The sequence below is a fragment of the Alteromonas sp. ABH4_454 genome (assembly GCF_056311775.1).
Genome location: NZ_CM149972.1, coordinates 3956764 through 3978819, shown reverse-complemented (window position 1 = coordinate 3978819; position 22056 = coordinate 3956764). Strand labels below are relative to the sequence as shown.

16 protein-coding genes and 1 pseudogene are annotated in these 22056 nt (G+C 43.1%); 7 read left to right on the top strand and 10 right to left on the bottom strand.

Annotated elements, in window-relative coordinates:
* Nucleotides 1-60: 60 nt before the first annotated feature.
* The 7 genes from ACYX4W_RS17415 to ACYX4W_RS17385 all read right to left on the bottom strand — a co-directional run bounded on the left by ACYX4W_RS17415 (nt 61) and on the right by ACYX4W_RS17385 (nt 10783).
* Nucleotides 61-3609, bottom strand: coding sequence for a DUF748 domain-containing protein (locus tag ACYX4W_RS17415; protein WP_476074016.1), 3549 nt, complete (start codon nt 3607-3609; stop codon nt 61-63).
* Nucleotides 3610-3738: 129 nt separating this feature from the next.
* Nucleotides 3739-4329: a DUF2780 domain-containing protein gene (locus ACYX4W_RS17410; RefSeq protein WP_476074015.1), complete on the bottom strand. Its 591-nt coding sequence runs from the start codon at nt 4327-4329 to the stop codon at nt 3739-3741.
* Between the two features lie 335 nt (nt 4330-4664).
* Nucleotides 4665-5906, bottom strand: a complete 1242-nt coding sequence (locus ACYX4W_RS17405) for a M56 family metallopeptidase (RefSeq protein ID WP_476074014.1) — start codon at nt 5904-5906, stop codon at nt 4665-4667.
* Nucleotides 5899-6291, bottom strand: a complete 393-nt coding sequence (locus ACYX4W_RS17400; RefSeq protein WP_476074013.1) for a BlaI/MecI/CopY family transcriptional regulator — start codon at nt 6289-6291, stop codon at nt 5899-5901. The genes ACYX4W_RS17405 and ACYX4W_RS17400 overlap by 8 nt, the downstream gene beginning before the upstream one ends.
* 233 nt (nt 6292-6524) lie before the next feature.
* Nucleotides 6525-8510, bottom strand: a complete 1986-nt coding sequence (locus ACYX4W_RS17395) for a class I adenylate cyclase (protein WP_476074012.1) — start codon at nt 8508-8510, stop codon at nt 6525-6527.
* Between the two features lie 179 nt (nt 8511-8689).
* On the bottom strand, nt 8690-10057 hold the full coding sequence (locus ACYX4W_RS17390) for a HAMP domain-containing sensor histidine kinase (protein ID WP_476074011.1): 1368 nt from the start codon (nt 10055-10057) through the stop codon (nt 8690-8692).
* Nucleotides 10058-10069: 12 nt separating this feature from the next.
* Complete coding sequence (locus tag ACYX4W_RS17385) at nt 10070-10783, bottom strand: response regulator (protein WP_476074010.1); 714 nt, start codon at nt 10781-10783, stop codon at nt 10070-10072.
* Nucleotides 10784-10949: 166 nt separating this feature from the next.
* On the opposite strand from ACYX4W_RS17385, the gene ACYX4W_RS17380 reads away from it, so the two are divergent.
* A complete protein-coding gene (locus ACYX4W_RS17380) occupies nt 10950-11399 on the top strand; it encodes a Spy/CpxP family protein refolding chaperone (protein ID WP_476074009.1) in 450 nt (149 codons plus the stop codon).
* A gap of 122 nt (nt 11400-11521) precedes the next feature.
* Here ACYX4W_RS17380 and ACYX4W_RS17375 read toward each other — a convergent pair whose 3' ends face one another.
* Complete coding sequence (locus tag ACYX4W_RS17375; RefSeq protein ID WP_476074008.1) at nt 11522-12118, bottom strand: DUF4136 domain-containing protein; 597 nt, start codon at nt 12116-12118, stop codon at nt 11522-11524.
* A gap of 331 nt (nt 12119-12449) precedes the next feature.
* Here ACYX4W_RS17375 and ACYX4W_RS17370 point away from each other — a divergent pair, with 331 nt between their 5' ends.
* The 3 genes from ACYX4W_RS17370 to zapE all read left to right on the top strand — a co-directional run bounded on the left by ACYX4W_RS17370 (nt 12450) and on the right by zapE (nt 15768).
* Complete coding sequence (locus ACYX4W_RS17370; protein WP_476074007.1) at nt 12450-13502, top strand: L-dopachrome tautomerase-related protein; 1053 nt, start codon at nt 12450-12452, stop codon at nt 13500-13502.
* Nucleotides 13503-13520: 18 nt separating this feature from the next.
* Entirely contained in the window at nt 13521-13976 is a 456-nt protein-coding gene (locus tag ACYX4W_RS17365) for a DsrE family protein (RefSeq protein WP_476074006.1), read from the top strand.
* Between the two features lie 340 nt (nt 13977-14316).
* Nucleotides 14317-15768 carry a cell division protein ZapE gene (zapE, locus tag ACYX4W_RS17360; RefSeq protein WP_476074005.1) on the top strand — a complete coding sequence of 484 codons (1452 nt, stop codon included), beginning with the start codon at nt 14317-14319 and terminating at the stop codon, nt 15766-15768.
* 19 nt (nt 15769-15787) lie between these two features.
* Here the strand turns inward: zapE and ACYX4W_RS17355 are convergent.
* A pseudogene (locus ACYX4W_RS17355) lies at nt 15788-17465 on the bottom strand (acyl-CoA dehydrogenase family protein).
* 239 nt (nt 17466-17704) lie between these two features.
* Between ACYX4W_RS17355 and ACYX4W_RS17350 the strand changes: the two are divergent.
* The 3 genes from ACYX4W_RS17350 to ACYX4W_RS17340 all read left to right on the top strand — a co-directional run bounded on the left by ACYX4W_RS17350 (nt 17705) and on the right by ACYX4W_RS17340 (nt 20450).
* Entirely contained in the window at nt 17705-18505 is an 801-nt protein-coding gene (locus ACYX4W_RS17350; RefSeq protein ID WP_476074004.1) for a PaaX family transcriptional regulator, read from the top strand.
* A 48-nt stretch (nt 18506-18553) separates the two neighbouring features.
* The gene (locus ACYX4W_RS17345) at nt 18554-19666 is read left to right on the top strand and encodes a hypothetical protein (protein ID WP_476074003.1); all 1113 of its coding nucleotides are present in this window, start codon (nt 18554-18556) and stop codon (nt 19664-19666) included.
* Nucleotides 19667-19985: 319 nt separating this feature from the next.
* Complete coding sequence (locus ACYX4W_RS17340; RefSeq protein WP_476074002.1) at nt 19986-20450, top strand: DUF3718 domain-containing protein; 465 nt, start codon at nt 19986-19988, stop codon at nt 20448-20450.
* A gap of 185 nt (nt 20451-20635) precedes the next feature.
* Here ACYX4W_RS17340 and ACYX4W_RS17335 read toward each other — a convergent pair whose 3' ends face one another.
* Nucleotides 20636-21979 carry a M24 family metallopeptidase gene (locus ACYX4W_RS17335; RefSeq protein WP_476074001.1) on the bottom strand — a complete coding sequence of 448 codons (1344 nt, stop codon included), beginning with the start codon at nt 21977-21979 and terminating at the stop codon, nt 20636-20638.
* Between the last annotated feature and the right edge of the window lie 77 nt (nt 21980-22056).

The following is a 22056-nucleotide window of genomic DNA, read 5'->3' as shown; positions in this document are numbered from 1 at the left end:
TTTAAGAAAGGTGTCAATGGAAAAGGGTAGCTTAGTTAAACCGGCTACCCTTTTTGTTTATTAGTTCGCTTCCAAGGTTAGCTCAACGCCGCTAACTTCAGTATGTAAGTCGTGCTGAGTATTAAGCAAAAATAAACGGTTTGCTTCAATTTTACCTTCGTTGGCTAAATAGCTTTTTACCGCTTTACTGCGCAAGTCGGCAAGTTCAATTAACGCGCTTTCTGGAATGTCGATACTATTGCGAAGCTTGTTGTAACGGGCAATCGTCAGTGCTTTTTGCACGTCTTCTTCGTTAACCGTATCAATAAAATCATCATTACTGTTTTGACTTTCACCTTCACTTGCTAACTCAGGGTATAGCTGAGCCAACATTTTCTTATATTCTTGATCAAGGTCTGGCGTAAACATCTCTACATAATGTGACAAAAGGGCGTCGGCAAGTGGACCTTGCAATGGTATTCGGCTGCCGGTTAATAGCCCATCTTGCGTGCTACCACTGTTGCTGGGATTTTCAACCTCACTATCGGCAGAAGTACTCTCGTTCGCACTCTCATTGCCTGAAATTCTAGATGGTTCAACAAGCCCACTTTTTGCAAACAGCGTGGTGTTTAACTGGCGTTGTGCCAGCGTACTTGCATCTGATACTGCATTAACCGTACCTTCAATGTTCACTCTAAGCCCTGGACGTTTTTTTAAGGCTTTAGCTAGGGTATTCAGCTTTTCCTTAGCCTCAGCATTTAGCTTGTGTTCCCCAAACGTAAACGCAACACTGTCTAGCTCGTCGTCGCTGCCAACCAGATTTGCTAGTAGCGAAAACGGCGCGGTCACGGCCTTGGTAATGATATTGCCAATAGCATTAAGGATTATAGAGCCAAAGCTAAAATCTGGGCTGTCTACGTCTCCAGATACATCTAAACCTAAATCTATAACGCCGTTGCTATCCTCTAGCAGCGCGATAGCGAGCCCAAGCGGCAAACTTAGCGCTTGGTCAGAATTAGATTTTTTACCTAAGGTTAGCTGGTCGATAACCACATGATTCTTACCTTCCAGCGCTTTCCCATTAAGCTTGTATTGCACGGCTAATGACAACAAGCCTTTGTCAATGTAATAGCCCATGTAGGTGCCAGAGTAGGGGTTAACTGAAGTCAGTTCAGCGCCTTTTACAGAGAAATTTAAATCTAGGTCTAGGTCACTTTTTAATGGGTGAATGGTGCCCGCTAGTTTTACCGGTGCGTAGTTATCTATTTTTCCAGTGATATCCACATTAGCTGGCGTATCTGAACGGGAGTCTATGCCTGAAACTTTGCCATTTAGGCTTTCTATGGCCGACGCGAATTTCGGTGTTAATGAGTGATCAGCAAAGTAGGCTTTACCGTTCTCAATTGATATGGCGTTCACAACAATAGCAAGCTCTTCAGCGTTTGATGTCACCTTTTCACGAGTTTCAGATGTTATCGAATTTGTTGAGCTCATGCTGCCAGGTTCACCAGCGATATCATTCTTAACTGACTTTTCTGTTTTGTTGTCTTTGGTTGAAGCAACAACTAGCTTGCTCACATTGGTTTGCTTGGCTTCGTCAATAATGAGTCGAGCGAAGGGCGATTGCAACTGAACATTGTCTACGCTTAGCTGGTTTAAGGCATGGTTAAAATCAATATCGTCCACTATTAATGACTGCCATTGCAACAACGGCTCTTTGGCGTCATCTAGAACACTTAAGTCAGACACCTTCGTATTTGCCTTAACGTTTAGTGTTTCAGTTCCCTCATCACCCATTGCAGCGTCAAATTCCACGTTTAGATTGAAAAAACCTTTTTCAAGGGTAACGTTGGCATAGGGTGAAACATATTGCTGGAATTGATTAAGTGCTAGTTGCTCAATGGCAGCTTTACCTTGCACCGTTTGTTCTGCAATAACTAGGCTTCCACTGCTTGTCAGGGAACCTTTTGACGTATTGCTAAAGGCTTGGGTATCGGCAGAGACTTGTAGGCTTGTGGTGTAAGAAATGGGTTTAGAGAAATCAGTGGTGATTTCACCGCTTTCAATATCCAATCGACTAATTCTATAGTAGGTGCCATTACTTATGCTGCGCTCTAGCATATCAATAGTGCCGTTATTGAATGCAAACTTTTGTAGCGCTACTTTCCATGTCGTCTCTTGCTCTAGTTCCGGTGAGCCATTTTTAGTTTGGGCTGCTGTTTGCATCTTTTCGCCTGTTGATTCTGGCGAAACGGTCTCTGCATCAACGCTGTTGTCAGTTTCAGGTGTTATTTCACCTTCTAGCTGAGGTGTTATTTGTTCTTTAAGCTGACGGCTCTGGTCCTTAATTCCAGGCTCAGAAGGCGAATTTGTATTCGCATTGGCGCTTGTTTGAGCAGCAGAAGCGGTCAGACTTTTAGGTGTAAACAAGCGTTGTAAATCGAGCCCGGTCTCGTCAAACAAGCCCGACACTTTGACATCGTCTAGCGCAACTTTAGCAATATTTACCTGCTGCTTTGCGCCGTTTACGTTTATGTTGTGAACGGCAAATGAAGCGATGGCGAGGATCTCTTTCGAGATACTAACACTATCTGGCGAGCTTGGTGACGCGGCTGATGATGTGGGTGATGGTGCAGTGGAATTAAACACCAAGTTGTTGACGGAAAACTCACCGCCTTCCATTAGAAACTGAAGCGCATCTTTCTCTTCAAAAGCCTGTGCTCGAAGGCTTAAGTTAACCGTGCCGTCCACTAGTTTCGCTTCTACCAAATCTTTCGATAGCGACCAAAGCGGTGCTAAAGCAACGTCACTTATCGCAACGTCTGTAGCAACTTTAAAGGGAGACAGTTGGAACTCACCTTTAATCGAAATTTTGCCTTTTTCGGCGGTAAGCAAATCAAACTGGTATTGATTAAACGCTGCTTCGCTATTGTCATTAACACTAATTACAGCATGCGTATCTAGATCTTGAAGTGCAACGTCCAATTCAGGGTAATCAAGCAAGGTATCGGTAATTTCGTCTTCTAAAACAATATGGCCGTTACTTAGTTTAAATTGACCTAGTGTTATTCTAGGGATCTGCCCGTCAGATACCTCTTTCTCTTCATCTTTCTCATTTGTACTGCGCTTCTCAATGTGGGAAAGAATGTCGGAAAAGTTAAATGTCAGTGTGTCGTTATCGGTATTTAACCGTGCCACTTTTGCATATGGCGACTTGATAGCTAAAGACTCAACCGCAGGAGTAAGAGTAAACAGCGATTGCCAAAAACCGATGTCTAATGAAATATTATCGACACTGAAAAAACGGTCGCGTGACAATTCATTGTTGGTATCGCTTTCACTGCTATTTTTACTCTGCTCGTCACTATCACTGGTGGTTGACGGCTTAATTTCTGAATAGATAACAAAATCAGTAATGACTACCTTCAATAGAAAAGGGTTTATCGCAATATCTTTTACCGTGGCATTTCGACCTGTATTTTCTTTTATTAGGTTAGGTAATTTTGCCTCTAGCACCGCAGGGGTTACTATGCCTAAAAGAAGGGCATAAATAAGATAGAAAAGGACAAGGTAGGTAGAAACCCGAAACCACTTTGGTTTCGCTGAAAACCAAGATGTTGCATTTTGCATAGGCGATTAGGCTGCGTAATTGAGTATAAAAAGATGAGCAAGGTTGCCATTAGAAATACAGCCTTGCAAAAAAGATTTAAAGCGTATTAATTAGTGCAAGGCTGCATATATCAATACGCTTCTAATAGACTACAGAGCCGCTAGCAAATTATCTAGGCCAGATTTGAAGAGTGCTTGTGTTTCTTCGTCGGCATTTACATTTAAGTATGAGCTAATTTGCGTGGCAAAGCTCGCAATCATATCAGTTGATAAGCCAAGCGCTTCAAACTGTTGTTTCAAGTCATTTACAGATTTAAGTGTAGAGCTATATTCAGAGGCTTTATTAAGCAAGCCAGTTAGTGACGAGCTAGAACTTGCAGCTGTATCACTGCTAAGTGACGGCACATTTTCAAGTAGGCCATCAATGCCAGGAATACTGTTTGCCAGCTGCGCGTAGTCACCGCTAGAAAGGTTACCTTGAACATAGTTCATAATAGAGGCAATGCCGCCTTCTGACTGGGCTTCAGAGACATTGAGATTGTCAGAAACTGTACCTATCAAGCTAGATAGGTCGATACCAGACGCAGCACTTGTCGCCATTTCAGTTAGGCTACTAGTCCTAACAGTCGAGTCAGCTTTCTTATCGCCTAAAAGGCCTTTAAGCTGGTCGATATTGGCGTTTGCGTTTGTTGTAAAGACGGTAAGAGCAAGCACAGCAGGTGCTAAAGCGAAACGGTTCATAATAAGTTTCCTTGTTGTACGCCAAAAAAGTAAAAGCCCTAATGGCGTTGAGCGATTGCAAATAATCGTAGTTATTAGCTATCGATTATCTAAACCTTCCATAAATTAGAAGTATTAAGGTATGTGATTACTTACATTCTACCTTAGAAAAGCGGTGTTTTCTTCATGTGAAATGTAAAGGTGCTTTACACTTTTACTTAATTGAAGTGGAGCTAGGTAGTACGCAATAGTGAGATCTAGGCTAGTTTGGATCAACGAAAAATTAAGTCAATTAGACAAAACACTAAAAGGAGCGGTGTGCTCCTTTTAATATTCTGACTGATTGTTGGCCTTGCTTACTTCGTTTCTGGCGGAATGATTATACGCTCTACATCTGGAGAAGCGTTCTTTTCAGCATTCGTTGTATCAAGTTTCGGGCCCAGTTGATAGTCTAATTGGACGAGAAGCCCAGTTTGTCTGACGCCTTTGCCACCTTGAATACGTGGTTTATATTCCCACTGTTTTAATGCCACTTTAGCACTTTTATCAAACACGCCCGCTGGCTGAGATTTAACCACTTTTACATTATCTGTTGCGCCTGTTTCAGTGATATCGAAAGAGAGCACGACAAAACCTTCAAGTTCATTTTGTTCTGCTTTTTCTGGGTAGATGGGTGGGACGCGTTTAACTGGTGATGCTTCATTAACTTTTGATTTATCCATGTTGGCTTCAGCTTTTGGCGGCGGCTGAGGCACATTAGCCAATGCGGTATTAATAGTCAGTAAAGCTGCAACAGAAAGTACGCTCGCTGCCAGTACTTTATTGCTGCGCATAGGTTGTTTTATAGCATTTAGACGTTTGATCATAGTCGTCTTTTCTCCAAAGGTTGGGTACAAATTTATAGTGCGTGAACAATGCTCGGCACACTGCACAAGTGCTTTTGCATAGGTGAGTTTTTCCTTTTCTGTCTTGTTTTTTAGTACAGCATGATCACAAGCCAGCTCTTGGTTTATTCTGAAAGATTTAAGCGCAAGCCAAACTAGTGGGTTAAACCAAAATAGAATGGCGATAGTGAGTGCTAGCATATTCCACAGGTGGTCATAATGTTTGCGATGAACGCTTTCATGTTCCAATACCAGTGACTGTTGCTGCTTTGAAAACGTGCTTTTAAATGAAAAGGGAATAAGCACTTTGGGCGCGATGAAGCCAAACAGCATAGGGGTGGCTGCTTTACTGGAATAGTAGGCATTAGTGTGAATAGCACGTCGCTTCCCTATCGATGCCCATGTTGCAATATGATGTACTAAAACATAGGAAGTGATAATGCTTGCGCCTATGGCCCAAAGAGTAAACCAGGTTTCAAACGCAACAGTATTCACCGTAGGTTTAACACCCACTACATAGCGAGCAAAACTATTTGATGGGATGCTAACCAAAGACAGCGGAAGGTTATTAACTATCAAGCTGCCTGGTATCAACGCCCATAGCTTATAGGTTAATGAGGCACCTAATTTAGGTGTGAAAAAGTGCTCAGAAGCAATGAGTAAAATGAGCGTGAGAGACAAAATGGCTTGTTGAGCAATAATCCAATCAATCATTATTTTCTTCCCACTCTTTTATTAGCGCTTTAAGCTCGTTCACATCTTGCTTAGACAGTGAGTTTTGATTTGCAAAACCGGCGACCATAGGCGCGATTTTCCCTTTAAATAGCCGACTTACAAAACTTGCCGTTTCTTTTCTTGTATAATCTTCACGCGCAATCAATGGGTAATATAGGTACTGGCGCTGCTGCTTTTCAAAGCCTAATACCTCCTTTTTTACCAAACGACCCAATAGGGTTTTGACGGTTTTTTCATGCCAGTCTTTCTTATCGTTTAACCTTGAAACCACTTCGCTTGATGTAGCGGGGTGGTCATCCCACAGTACGTCTAGTACTTCAAATTCGGCGTTCGAAATTTCGGGCTTATCTGACATTTTGCTCATAGTGACGAATTCTATTTTACTGATTACAGTTGTAGTCGATATATTTAGATTACACTTGTAATTCTAAAGCGCAAGGTTTTTTTTGTGTAATTTTTAAACCAATTTTGTAAGGAAAGAGAAATAAGTTCAGTGCTTTCGTATTTTTAAGCAGAGAAGTGACTGAAAATGTGAGACAAATAGGCTAAGGCGTCGGTATGGGTATGACGATGTGTTAAAAAAGCGTGTAGTTCTTTTTAGTAGAGGACGTTAAAGTTAAGATCGTTTGACTCTAAGAATTCGCCTAAGATGCGCGATTGTTGGTTTCCTCTTGGAACCATTACATAACACGCTGGCTTAGGGGATACTTCCTGAAGGTCATACCATAAGGTATCCAGTACATCATTGCCGAATTTTAAAAACGTTTCCCCCCAAGACGTTTTATAGATTACTGCTACATCCTCAACCGTGGCTTTTTGACGTAAAGTCGGGAAATTTACAATAGAGAAGCATGCGGTTATACGCTCAGGAGCAAGTAGGTCATTTCGGGGGAGGGACGACACTCTGACGGGCGGGAAATGCTTGCACAAGTGCTTCAGAAGATCGTTAAGGTCTAATTCACTTACTTCGCCATAGTTATAATCTAAATAAACTTTACTGCGAGTATCAATTATTTTACTTGAGACCAACCATATCATTAGCGCAATCGCACTAGGCGCTTGGGATATTTTCTGTGCTTCATCAATAATACCGGATTTACTCAACAAATCACCCGCATAGGCAGACCATACTTCATCACCGTTTTTAAGCTGGCGCATGGCGATAGTGATTTTTTCGCAGTAAAGGCTTTCGTCGAAGGCGCGCCGAAGAAATTCTATTTTATCTTCTTTTTTTGCGTAATAAGTACTTAAGCGCCTACCCAAAACCGTCATGTCTTTTTCGTCCATAACTTGCTGGTGGTCGCTAAGCTCTTTAGAAATACGTCGATAGCACTTCAAAAGAAAACTATGAACACGGCGACTAAGTTGTACACGCTCACTAAATGTCCAATCCTGTTGGTTGTCTAGGTGGTGAATTTGCTTTCGGCTCCACCCCCATTGTCTAGCATAAGACGCTAAAATTCGGCGTTTAAAGTTTGGCTTTTCTCCCTCAAAAAGCGGCTGACTTAATGGGCATGCACATTTTAAGTACAAGCATTGCTGTAATATCTCAATGTCCTCGGGCTGTCCGTTGGCTTTATAGTGGGTAATAAGTTCGTCAAACATCAATGCGTAAGGGTCGATGTCTGCAACGCGGCCCGGTGCTTCAACACCACGATGAACGTGTTTTTTAAGCAGATTACAGAGCGGCTGCCCGTGTGCAATATTGGCCAAGTAGACTTCGAGCTTTGCCATTTTCAAAACCGACTTGAATGGGGAGTCCATTGCTTTCCCCAGTTGCCAAATGGCTGCGCCAAACAGTTCGCTGGCATCAAGTTTTTCTAAGTGGCCTAAATCCATAAACCAATCTAAATCTGGTGAGCCGCCTTTTTCCAGACTGTTGTAAATAGCCTGATATTGCTTTTCGCTGGTTTTTTCTGGGGTAAGCCACCAAAAGGGCGCTTTGCCCGCTACCACTATGTTGGTGTTGTAAAACTCAGCTTTTAAAAATAAAGCTTGTGCAGAGCCAGCGCTTTCACCTTCAGCAATACCGAAGTCATTCTCCTTTACTTTATCAATCTCAGATAAAAAGAAGTGAACTTCAATGTCAAAGGTGCTTTCCGCCCATTTCTCAATAGCAGTTAGCTTTTGTTGTAGTAAGGAAAGTTCAGTTTCTGAAAAGCGATTGCCTTCAATGCACACCCAAAAATCGAAGTCCGAGTCATCGGTTTGCGCAATAGTGCCCACGCTACCCATGAGTACGAGTGACTCAATGGCTCGCTGTCTAGGCCAGATCTGCTTGATATCAGAGAATAGATGATTCTTCGTTGGGAAAGACCGTATAAGCGCTTTTTCTATATCAGGCCGAAAAGAATAGTTATTGATGCCAAAAGGTACGCTTTCGCCGGACGATGGTGGGGCAATATAACCAGGAAGATCTTCGTGATTTACGTGAACGAGGAATGGAAGCACATGAAAAAGTGGTTTGTGCTTATCAGGCATGAGGGTAAGCGCACGTTCGATGCGGGCCTTGTTATACCTTAATACTCGCAATAACCTAATGGTAAGGTTTTGCTGAACGGAAAGCGGCTGCTGCGTTGCCATTATGTTAATCTGCACTTCTTCATGCCGCCAAGCATAACGCTAATTCGCATCGACTTCCTCTATTTTTGGAAACTAGATAAACTTAGTCGTGGAATCGATTTTGTGCAGGAAGCCATCATTTATCAAGTGAGCGCATTGTGCCATTGATAAGTCCAAGCTTCTTTTCACCAAAAGGTGTTTCACATTTGACCTGGCCTGTTCTTAGGTAACGTAATTTCAACCCTGAGTCCGCTTTGTTCTGGACTTTGCATTACAAGTGTTCCGCCATGCTTTTCCACAGCTTTTAGCGCAATGGTTAAACCCAGTCCAAAGCCCTCGGTATGCATCTGATTTCCAGCTCGGTAAAACGGCTGCATCAACTTTTCAATTTCGTTGTTATCTACGCCCACACCCCTGTCTTCAACAACGATGAAAACATTATTAGTATCCGAAGCAACGTTTACAGAAACCGGCTGCCCCTTGTCAGAGTACTTACACGCATTACCTACGATGTTGTCTAACGCCTGGTGCAGCGCTTCGGGATAACCATTTATGATGGCACCGCTTTTACAGGACTCTTCGAAGTCTAGCGAGGAAGGAATACCGGGATAGTTAATGGCCATATCGTCCAAAACACGATTGCATAACGCAATCACATCGCAAGGTTCAGCTGTCTGTGGTGTATGTTCTAGCGTTGAAAAGTTCAGAATTTGCTGAATGAGTTGGTCCATTCGGTGGCAGTCATTATGTATCTGCAGAACGTGTTTGTTATCTGGTTGATGCTGTTCGATTATTGCTGCTGACGTTTGAAGCCGAGCTAGTGGTGCGCGCAATTCATGGGACACGTCGTGCAATAACCTTTTTTGTGCCTCTATAGCATCGGAGGTTTTACGAACCATGAAATTTATATCGGCTGCCAAGTCACTGAGTTCATCTCCGCGAGAAAGCAGCTGAGAGGGAACCTGCGACGCTGTTTGGTCGTTGGCGTATTTTCGACTAAAGGCGCCTAAATACTTGATCGGTTTTACAATGCTCCAGCTAAGTAGGGCACTTACTAATGCCGAGGCTAAAAATATAAATACAAACTGCACTGACTGAAAACGGCTTAACACGTGTTTATAGATCCGCGGCGTTTGCGGTTGTCTAAATTGAACGATGTACTGCGTGTTTGAAGGGCCATAGATTTCACGTGTTACCCGTTGGTCCTCAGGCACCTTATTCATTCTGTAGTGATAAATTGCTTCGCCATCTACCGAGGAAATTAGCATGGGGATTAGCTGGTTTTCTCGGCCGTTTCTTCGTTTAATCCACTCTTTAATCTCGTTTCTAGCCCTGCCTTTTGTAAACGTTTCATGCTCGTATCGCCATACAATTTTTTCTGCCTGATTGGTCGCATCGTCAAAAAAACGTTTGGTATAATTACTTGAGGTATATTCATTTACTAAGACGTAGCCAGTTGCAGCCATAACCGCTAAACTGGCTATCCAAAAAGCAACAAAAATTCGCCAGAACAAGCGCTTAATCCCTAAGTTGGCTTTTATGTCCGACCATTTGATGTTACTTATCATTACCCAAACCTTCTATTCTGCTTGCTGAGGTACGGTTAGCATTTGATAGCCAATACCGCGGACAGATTGAATAACGTTAGTAACCCCCGCAGCTGAGAGCTTCTGACGAATTCGGCTAACGTGAACATCCATCGCTCTATCATAGGCTTCCAATGGTCGTTTCAATACCTCTTGCGTCATCTCCTGCTTGGAAATGGTTTGCCCTACACGCTCCATCAGGTAGCTAAGTGCGTTGAACTCAGCACCCGTTAACGCTACGGATTTTCCATTAACGGTGGCCTGGCGTGCGCCGGTATCTAAATGGATTCCATGTAGTTCGCTTGGCGAAGCGGCAGGCGTTGTTTTTAAGTACTGAGTTCTTCGGATGATAGCGCGGATACGGGCGCCAAGTTCTCTTGGGTTACAAGGCTTAGGAAGGTAATCATCAGCACCCAACTCAAGACCCACAATTCGGTCTATGTCATCGCCACGACCTGTTAGCATTAGAATTGGGGTTTGCTTTTCGGCCCTTACTGATTTCAACACATCAAGGCCCGACATACCGGGCATCATAATATCTAGCACTACGGTGTCGTACTGATCGGTGTTGAGTAGTGTTTTTATTGCTTCATCGCCGCTGTGGATGGCATCAACACGAAAGCCGTCCCCTTCTAGAAATTCTTTAAGTAGGGCGCACAAGTCTTTGTCATCGTCGACGAGTAAAACGTTTATTTTTTCATTTTCCATGCGCGAATATTACCCCTATTAACTGCCGTGTTTTTCAACTTTACCGAACTTTACACTAGCTTAACCCTACTTATCGATTGATTCACGCATACTTAATTCCGTTGATGAAACAACATTATTTTTTAACGTCATGCATAAACATGGCAAAACAAGTAGGAAGATTAAGATGAAAAAATTAATTACCGGTGTTTTATTAAGTGCATGTATCGCAACCACTGCTTACGCAGGCGGTAAGAATTCAGATGAACGTAGAGGTGGAGATTTCTTACCTTTGCATAAAATGGAAAGAGTACTTGATCTAACTGACGAGCAAATAGTGCAGTTTGAAGCATTGAAAGACGAACTTAAAGCTGAGCGTCAGGCTAAAAGAGCCGAAATGGGTGAAGAGGGTAAGCGCAGAAAAATGAATGCACTAGCAGGCCTAAACCCGGATGACGCTGATTATCAAGAAAAGGTAAATGCGATTGCAGAGCAAAAAGCTGAAAAAGTAAAAGCGCGTTTTCTTAAACGTGCCGAGCTTCGCATGAAAGTAGCGGATATTCTAACCGATGAGCAGCTTGAAAAGTTCGATAATATGAAAAAGAAACGCGGCAAAAAGCAGCGTCAACATAGCTAATTCATACCAAGTTTAATCAGTAAAAAGCGCCTTTATGGCGCTTTTTTGTTTACGAATGTTATAGTGTTGTCAGCATTTGTTTTAAGAGAACAACGTGGCTCAACCTTGATAAATGTGTTTCGCTAGTTCTGGTTAATTCTTGCTGGATACTGTTCAAGCAAACTTGTTACAAGTTCATCGAGCTTGTTTTGAATACTAATACTGTCTTTAGACTCGAGTTCAACGCTACCCGAAGCGCTATAAATAAATTTCCCATCTTTTACTATGTCTATTTGAAGACCTTGTTGGAAAGAGGTTTGCTCACCCACAGGTATACTAAATATACTGCCGAGAGAAATGCCACCAGAACGCCCGAACGTTCCTGTACCCAACCCTAAGTTTAACGTGGTTCCATCTTCTTTTGTGGTAGTTGAAGGAAGGTAGCCTACTGACACATCGGCTTCATTCTCTGTTGTTGGCGTTAAACCTTTGGTAATTAAACGCTCGGTTATGGTTGAAGACAAATGGTTAGCGAGAGTTTCATTGATAGGGTTTAGTGGCGCTTTGATATAAAACGTTTTAATGTCAGCAAAGTTTTGCGTGTCATCTACGCTCACTTGAGGTTTGCTGGCGCATCCAACAACTAACGCTAAACTTAACAACGACAATAAGGCTAACTTAATACCAAACTTTTGTTGTCTAAAGGCTTTGTGACATTCTGTTGAAGTTCGACTTCGCATAATAAACTCTCTTTGAATTACTGCTGTAAAAAAGGTTACTCAGTCAGCAGATAGGTTTAACTATATCTAACTTTAACGACAGAATACCCTGTTTAAGATCTGAATTAACACACAACGGGGTGACAATACGCTACAGCCTTTTGCTTACTGAAGATAATTCGCTGAACTGTTGTCACACGTCGTTGAATTGTGCTCTGCCTAGGTGTTTAAACCGTATGCTTTGTTATCTAAAGTTGCTTACCTACTTTCTGATACGCATGCTAAAGCGTACGCATAGAAATTTACGGTAGGCGAGCGGCTATGTCTTAAAAAAGGTTTGAAGGTAAAGGGTATGCATATTAAGCGCACGTTAACAGTTACTGCAATAGCGGCAGTTTTTTCTATTAATGCAGCAGCACACGAAGCACAGGATTCTCAAGTTGAATTGGTCGGTGAAATTAAAGGCACACAAATTACTGGCGTGACGGTAAGTAACGATGGGCGAGTATTTGTAAACGCGCCCAATTGGCGAGATGGTGTAAGTTTTTCTGTGGCTCAGGTTGCCGCTAACGGAGAGTTTGTTGCATATCCTAATAATGAAACAAACGAGTGTGTAGCGCAAAATGAGGTAAGAAAGGATTGCTTTTTGGCCGTGCAGTCAGTGGTTGCCCACAAAGATAAACTGTATGTATTGGACACCCGCAACCCTAAATTTAACGGGGTAGTGGATGCGCCGCGCTTGTTTGTTGTTGATTTAGCTTCAAACGAAATCGAAGGAACCTTGATCCTTAGTGAAGATGCCTATCACTCTGATTCTTACATTAATGATTTACGCGTAGACGAGAACACAAATCGCATATACATGACGGATTCGGCTCATGCGGGCTTAGTGGTGTATAACCTTGACGACAATACCAGTTATCGTATTTTAGATAATCATGAAACCACAAAAGCCGAGGTAGAGTCTTTAAGTATTCAAGGTAAGCCTTTCAATATGACCGTTCAATCAGACGGCATCGCGTTAGATACTTTGAACGACACATTATATTTCCATGCTTTGTCGGGTTATTCACTCCATGCCATTAATACCTCTGATATAAAAGAAGTATCGAATGAGGTACTGGCTAAAAAAGTGCGCAAAGTCGCTACAACAGGCGCGCCAGATGGCATGATTTATCACGAGGGCAACGTCTATTTAGCTGACTTAGAAAAGCAAGAGGTGCAGTACCTTACACCGAGCCTGGACCTTCGCACACTTGTAAAAGGCGATGTGGTGAACTGGGCTGATACCTTTAGTATTTATAACGGTTCGCTTTACTATACCAACAGCAAAATCCAAGATGCGGGCAGCGATGTAAGCGACATGACGTTTGAAGTATATAAAACAGCGCTACCTGCGCGTTAAAGTACAAGGAATATGGAAATGAGTTTGACAAAAGTGAACGGCAAAGCGGCAATTGTGTTGGCAGTAGCGTTCTTTATAACGGGGCAGGTTTCAGCTAAATCAGATTTTGAATATGGTCCAGTGTTTAGCTCTTTCGGAAAGCATGCGCCTGTGGAAGGCATCAGTTTCACTGAAAATCAGACATTCAAGGTTGCATTTGACGTAGCTAAAGCGGCAAAACCAGGCGAGGTTAACCGCAAGTTTGAGTCGCTGGCTCGTTTTATCAATATGCATGTAGCTAACGGTGTGAAGCCGGAAAATCTTTCGCTTGCGCTTGTGGTTCACGGTTCTGCCACAGAAGAAATGTTAAAGACTGAACTCTTCAAACAGCGCAAGGGGCAACCTAACGGCAATGAAGTTCTACTTACTGCTTTGATAGAGCAAGGCGTTAAAGTGATAGTGTGCGGGCAGTCTGCTGCGGGCTCATGGCGTTGAAAAAAGCGCCTTGATAGATGGAGTGGTAATGGACTTATCAGCCATGACAGCCCACGCTCGCCTGGCGCAAAAAGGGTATTCGGTTAATCCATTTTGAGTTGGTTTGTATAGGTGTAGGTAAGTGTTGTTCAGTTTAAGTGGTTTCTTGTTTAGTTTAGATATCAAATACACCACTGTAAAAAAACTATTTTAATTAATTTATTCATATGGTTATGTCTGATTTTTGTAAGTTGAAATCCGAAGCTTGAATCTCAACTATAAATATCGATTGATACCCATACAGAAATCTAACGTACCAAACCACCATGTTGATAAACTCATCAGGTTCATGATGAAGAGTATGGCAGTACAACACCGCGTCGCACGGCAGTCACTTCCTTCAGGCCCAGTGACAGCGGCGTATGAACGCAAGGTGGATGCGGGGGAGGTGCAACAAGATAACGCGCAATTTGCTCTGGCGGCAAAACTCGATGCTCTATACAAGTCTCTTGCTTCGCTCCCCCCAGTACCCATGCGCACCGACCATCAGACAGTGGGCAGCACTACAAGCAACGGTCCGCTGTTATTGGTGCGTTCTTTGGCATCCGAGCAGTCCTTTCTTCGAAAGAAGTTCCATTTGTGGTCTTCTGGTCCACCACCGCGAGGTATTTACATTCATGGGCCGGTAGGGGTCGGCAAAAGCTTTCTAATGGATCTCTTTTACGACTTGGTTAATGTTCCTGATGATTCTTGCTTTAAAGATAACAGTCACAAACACGCAAAAATAACCAAACGCCGCGTTCACTTTCATGAGTTCATGCTGGACGTCCATCATCGAATCTTCGTCTACAAACAAGAGCACCCACGGGATGATGCGATCCCCATAATTGCGCAACAATTGGCACAAGAAGCCCAACTCCTCTGTTTCGATGAATTTCAAGTGACAGACGTTGCCGATGCCATGATTTTGAAACGACTCTTTTTATACTTATCGGATTGGAATGTCGTGGTGGTGGCTACCTCGAATCGCTCCCCCGACGCCCTTTATGAGGGAGGCATTAACCGCTCTCTCTTTTTGCCATTCATAGACATGTTAAAAGACGCGTTCGACGTTATTTCTATGGATAATTCCCAGAAGGATTATCGACTTGAAAGTAGGGCGGATGGCCAATCCTATTTTTGGTCAGATAAAAGTGTTCATGGCGATAATAATATTAACAACAACATACAGGGGCAGTTGGAAGAAATATTTGGTGGCACTACATCCACAAATGAGACCGAGAGCATTTCCGTCCTCTTTGGTCGCAGCGTCCAGGTCGCCCGATTCAATGACCGGTGCGCCTGGTTTGACTTTTCCGAGTTATGCTACCAACCGCTGGGGGCGGCCGATTATATTTCCCTCTGCCGGCGATTTCCGGTCATCATCATGGACCGCGTCCCCCAACTGGACGCCAATTACCTTAACGAAGCGCGACGGTTCGTGACTCTCATTGACGCGTGTTATGAATCTCGTACCCGCTTGGTGCTAGCGGCACACGTCCCGCTCGACGAATTGTTTGTTGATTTTGAAGCGCAAGTCGAAAGCAGTGACGGTGATGGCGAATTGATTGTCAATGACAAGGGAGGAAACTCGAGTTCTTTTGCGACCACAATGATCCGCACCAAAGAGGGCGAATATTATGAATGGTCGGCGACGGGGCGAATTGGCGTGTCACTGGCACAATTTTCGTCTGCCAATGATCTCGCTTTTTCTTTTCGACGAGCCGCGTCTCGGTTAGTTGAAATGGGTGGTAAGGGATGGGGGCGGCAATAACGAAAGGTTTTTATCTTGCTCAATTATAACAAACCTGCCCCAGCGCAATAATGCGTTCAAATGGTGTTGTGTCGGGTAATGTACCTAAAGCAAAACCACTAGCATTGCCAAGCCTAGATTCACAGAACGCGTGGGCAATATCGATAAGGGCGTCGTTGTTGTCGAGCGGCGTAAAAAGAAGAGAGCATGCCTGAAGCGCGAGCGCCATTTGCTCAGTTAAATATCGGCTTCGCATTTCCATATTCTGCGTATTTGATAACTCGTCAAACAGCTTACTAAGGTGCATATCATAGTGCTTATTTTTGCCTACCTGTGTTTTAAGCTCTTTAAACAAGGCCTCTTTAACATTCGGCTCTTTGGCAAGTGCGCGCAGTACATCCAAGCATTGCACGTTTCCACTGCCTTCCCAAATAGAGTTTAGCGGGGCTTGGCGGTAATAACGGGACATAGGATTTTCTTCTACATAACCAATACCACCTAAACACTCTTGCGCTTCGTTTACAAACATAGGCGTGCGCTTACAAACCCAGTATTTTCCAATGGCCGTGGCCAGCCTTGCCAATGCTGCTTCATGGCTATCATCAGGCGCACTATCTACCGCTTTTGCCACGCGCATAGTAAGCGCGGTAGCAGCTGTGCATTCTATTGTTAAGTCTGCCAACACATTTTGCATTAAAGGCTGGTTGATTAGCGTTTTGCCGAAGGCGTCGCGGTGACTGACGTGATGTAAGGCGTGAACCAGTGATTGCCGCATAAGAGCAGATGAGCCAATCATGCAGTCTAGTCGGGTCAATGACACCATATCTATTATTACCTGCACGCCACGGCCTTCTTCGCCAATTAAATATGCTGTAGCGTCCTGAAATTCAACTTCCGAAGAGGCATTGCTCCAATCGCCTAACTTGTCTTTCAAGCGCTGAATGCGCACGTTATTCAGTTCACCGTTTTCTAATACTCTTGGTAGTAAGAAGCAGTCTCAGTCCGCCACCGGCTTGGGCAAGTATAAGATGCGCATCGCACATGGGGGCAGAGAAAAAAAACTTATGTCCTACAATATGGTAACTGCCATCAGCCTGCTTAGTCGCTTTAGTTGTATTACGCCTAACATCTGAACCTCCTTGTTTTTCAGTCATCCCCATACCAATTGTCAGCCCGTATTTTTGGCTTGCCGGTAAGGAACGAGGGTCGTACTCGCCGTTGATAACTTTATCTAAGTAGTAAGGTGGTAAGTTGTTTCCATACCGCATAGCCGGAATAGCGGCGTGTGTCATGGTCAGTGGGCAAGACGTACCAGCCTCAGCTTGATAATGCATATACATTAATGCTGCGCGAACAGTATGTGCACCCTCAACCCCCTCATGCTTCCACGAATAGTTATGCACATTGTGTTGCATCGCACTTTCCATAAGCGCGTGATAGCTAGGATGAAACTCTACATTGTCTGCACGACGGCCATAGCGATCAAAGGTCTGAAGAACGGGCTTATTTTTGTTAGCGAGTTCTCCATGATTCATAAGTGCATTACCTGCAAGTTGACCATATTTATCTAGTAACCCTTCGTCATACTGGCGGGATGGTGGCAAATGCTGATTTACAAACACACGTAGCAACGCATCATCACGCCACAAATTGTAGGGGGCTGGAATGGTGGGTTGGTTTTCTACAAGGTGCGTAACAAATCGATTAGATGAGGTCATGGCATTTCCACTCAATGAATATGTAAAGCGTATCGTTGTCCTAAGGCTTTACATTAAATCATTACACTAGAATATTACAGTAGTGGTTGTAAACTAATAAATTATGTAATGTTTGTGCCGGGCCTTTGTTTATATAATGATGGAAGCGACATGGCTGAGCTTATGCCATGTAAGCAATCAAATAAGTTGAAACAGAAGTCATTGCTTAGCCACTATCTAAAAAAAGAAGTAAATAGAACTTGCTGCTAGAAAAAGAGAAAAAGCCCGTCGCACGAAAACTACTGCTAAAGCTACTGGGTTCCCGTGACAATATTAAAATGAATGCTAGTGCGGCTGTTCGTGTGGGAGCACTGTTTGGTATTTCCGAAAACAACATTCGAGTAACGCTCACACGCCTGCAGTCTGCCCAGCTCATCACCTTGGTTGACAGGGGAGATTATAAATTGGCTGACAAGGGGATTAGATTTGCTAAAGAAATACATCAGTGGCGAGAGGATGAAAATAGCCTTGTACCTTGGCAGAACGATTGGATTATTGCTCAAACCAGTTTACTCCCTAAAAGTGATAAAAAGCAGCTGAGGACTACTGAACGTGCCCTTAAGCTTGTGGGTATGATGAAACTTTCAAGTGATATGTATATTAGGCCGAACAATTTTTCAGGTGGTGTAAGTGAGGTGCGAGACAAACTTCACACTCTTGGTCTATCAGGCAAAGCACTTGTGTTTCGCGCCAGCGATTTTGATAATCAAACGCAAGCTAAGGCTATGAAACTATGGAGCCACCTAAACTTAGAAACGCTTTATAAAGAAGGATGCAGTGAACTAGAGAAATCTCTTGCCCGATTGCCTACTTTACCCCTTGAAGAATCCACCAAAGAATCTTATGTGATAGGAGATAAGGCGTTATATCACTTGGTCTTTGACCCTTTGCTGCCAACACCACTTGTGGATGTGGCGATGCGAGAGCGTTACCGTAACCTTGTAAAAAAATACGATGATATGGGCGCACAGATATGGCTTCGCTTTTTAAACCAAAATTAGGTGAGTAAACGCTGAATTAGAACGGAAGTAGCTGAAATGGAAGTAAATATGACCGCATCAAGACCGTTATTTAAACATATTCGCAATCATACTGCGCTTTTTACTGAGCTTTCTCAATATAGAAACGCCGCAGTGAATGTGCTGGGTTTCACAGGTTATGAATTTCACAAAACACCGAAATTTGTTACTGAAGATGGAAGCAGACTTACTATAGAGCCTGAAAGAAGTATTGTTCTTCCAAAAGTGAACACGCTGGCAGGGCTTAAAAATAAGTTAACACAAGCTATTCCAACGTTACACATGGTTGAGCATAGTGAAATAGGCTATCGCTATCCAACAGCAGCATTAGCAGGGTTAGATGCACCATTTATAAAGCGTATGCGCTCTGAGTATTTTCATAAAGTAGATGAAGATAGAAGTATTTGTCGTCCTGTAAATTTGTCATATGGAATAAAAAGTCGCGGGAAAGCAGATAACCGACAAGAATACGAAGTGTGGATGCCAGAAGAAGCGCCAGATCAAAATCCGCTGCCTTTGCTCATAAACGCGTACGGTGAAGATTTACCCGATGATGTGAGGCACTTCGTGGAGCAGCCATCAAAGGTGCATGGTTGGATGGGCGTTAAGCGCGCGGCATTTGAAGCGCTTTATACAAATAAGCAATACTGCGGTGATCTAATTATTTGTATCGCCATGAGCGTAGATGCTTACAATATCGGCGCCAAGCCAGATTTGGCCTATTCTCCAGAAGCCGAGAGCTCTATTGCGGTGAGTAATGCCGAGTTTGAATGGGAAATAGAAGGTTATTATGCCCCGCGAGGCTGGGCATTTGATCACGATGAGGTATGGGCTGCGATAAATCACACGTTAGAAGCTATTAATGAGCCGCTCGATAGATTATACGGTAACGAAATTATTCCTATTGCAGAAAGCAAAACAGAGCGAATTTTGTCAACGCTAAAATCTCTAGGCATTAAGCAGGAAGAGGTAGACGAACTCAATCTTCAGCCATGGGAGTTCATGCTTACTGAAAGCGAGCACAGAGTTAAAGCGCATGATCCTAGTCGTTCCGTTAATTTATTAGGTAGACTCAATCGCCTCTTTTACCAACCAGAACAGCAGTTGCCATCACTTAATTGGATGCACGATCTCATTTTGTAGGTCAAAAATTTAAGGTTACGCTGGCAACAACTATTACCTCACTATAATTTTTTGAATTAAGCGCGCTGAAAGTAATTTCATGCGCGCTTTTTTGTGCGCTTGTAATGGGCGACCTGTAACTAAAAAGACTTATATGTAAATTTTTATATAAATGTTGTTATTTTATGTAAATTACTTTCATTTTTGTCGTGATCTGTATGTTTAAATCCTATTTTCTGTAATTAAATTACGAAAAATGCTTTATTTTTTGAAAGTTTTGGTCATAATGTACACATCACTTAGGTGATATCTAATTTAGTTACAAAATAGGAATTCAAAAATGAAACTGTCTACTTTCGCTATTGCTCTAACACTATCTGTTGCTGCTACTCAATCTTTCGCAAAAGATGTAGTACTAAAGCCAATTAACGACAACATCGAAACACAAGCGTGTTTGACTGCGGCTAAAGAGGGTTTTGGCTCTGCTTTGCGTCTTGTACGCTCTAAAGGTATCAACGCTGAAGAGTTCAGTGCATCTGTACGTTGTAACGGTGAATCACTTCGCACTTTCGCTTACATGTACAAGAACAACAAGGCAACTGAAAACGCAAAAACAGTAGCACTTGTTGCAAAGAATAAAGATGTTGCTTCACAAGCGTGTCTAGAAGCACTTTCTGTAGGTAAAGATGCAGCACTAGCGAAGTTTGGTCTGGAAGGTGAGAACATTATCTGTAACCACAAAGAAATGTCTGACTTTGTACGTGAATACAGCGCAGAAAACGTAGTAGTTCGCACTGCAGACTGAATAAGACCGCGTTTTAGGATAGCAACCTACTGCTAATATTTTGTACAGTTTCATGGCCTTTCGCTTGAAAAGGCGAAAGGCCTGACACTTTACGAGTTTTACTTTTAAATCCCTTTTCTACACTGGCTTTTCTTGCCAATAGATACCTCTTACTTTTTGAAAAAGGCATGAAGCTATACGCTTATTTATTGCTCTTCATCTGAATGAATCAAATGAAATTCGGTCTGCCTGCCATCTAAATAGCTTACTGACCTCCCGTCAAAAAATGCGTCCTCTTCCAGCATAATTCTAATTTCTTTGTTCCACTCTTTAATAAAGCTCGCTGCATTAAGCTCAATTGAATAGGCCGTCTGTGCAAACATTGGGTAGTCACCTTGAATTGGCACACCTTCTTGTGCATCCCACATTCCTATTGTTGGCCCTGCCGCGTGCCCGTGAAAACCAAGCGGGTGAGTATAAATAGCGGGCGTGATCCCTTGTTCGATAGCCTGCTGTCGCGACTTACTCAAAATAGTATTGCCCGTTCTTCCTACTTTAAAATTGCTGGTCAAAATGTCTTGCAGCTTATTACCCGCTTCAAGTGCTTTTTTAAGTGACGCTGGCGCGTCTTTTTCTCCAGGTTTTAATACGTAGGCATGCTGCTGTTGATCCGTGTTAAGTCGCAAGTAGGTAATGCCAAAATCAACGTGTATCAGGTCGCCCGGTCGTATGATGTTTTCTCCGGGACGTTTGCTGAAAGCACTGATTTGATCAAACACTTCATTGTCTTGCCTTTGGATGGAAACCGTAGGATGAAACCAATTGGTGAGCCCTAGCGCACGAGTTTGATCCCGAAGCCACCAGACAACATCATCTGTAGTGGTTACGTTAGGTGTGATGACTTCATTTGAAAATGCTGTCGCTATCAGAGAGTGACCAATTTGAGTGAGTACGGGATAATACTGCATTTCCAGTTCACTTCGAGTTTCTAACCAACCTATAGCCAGCCTTTCACCACTCACTACTCGGCTTTTTAGTTCTTCAGAAAGTCCACCCATAAATTTTTCGTGTTCAGTAGCAGTCATGCCATCTGCAAGAGCAAATGCATTCGACGTATTAGTAGCTATTTTTGAGGGATTCCGGGTCTCGATAATATGTTTCAATGCTTCCCACTGGTCGGGTTGTGCTTCCTTGTCCCACGCTTTTTTAAATAGCGAGCCTACTGCATATCTTGCAACGGCTAAACGTTCCAGTGGTTGACCATCGCCTGGGTTATAAATGACTAACATGGTATGGCGTCGTGCGGAAATCCAGGTTGAAGGCAGCATGGTTTTTAAAACCGGGTCTTCATTGTATTCCCGGGACATTAACACCCACATGTCGATGCCTTCACGCTCCATAATTTGGGGCAGCACGGAATTGAAGCGTTCAACGGTGATCTTGTCAATCAGCTCGCTGCGCTGTTTCATACTAAGTATGTTATCTGCCCATACGCTTGCTGATAGGGATAACATTACTAAACCTAGACTTATCGCTAGTACCTTTCTCATCCATGTTTCCTGTCTATTATTATTGAAATGATCACAGTGCGCGTACATTTTTAGCAAACAAACTTAGCAAAAAAATT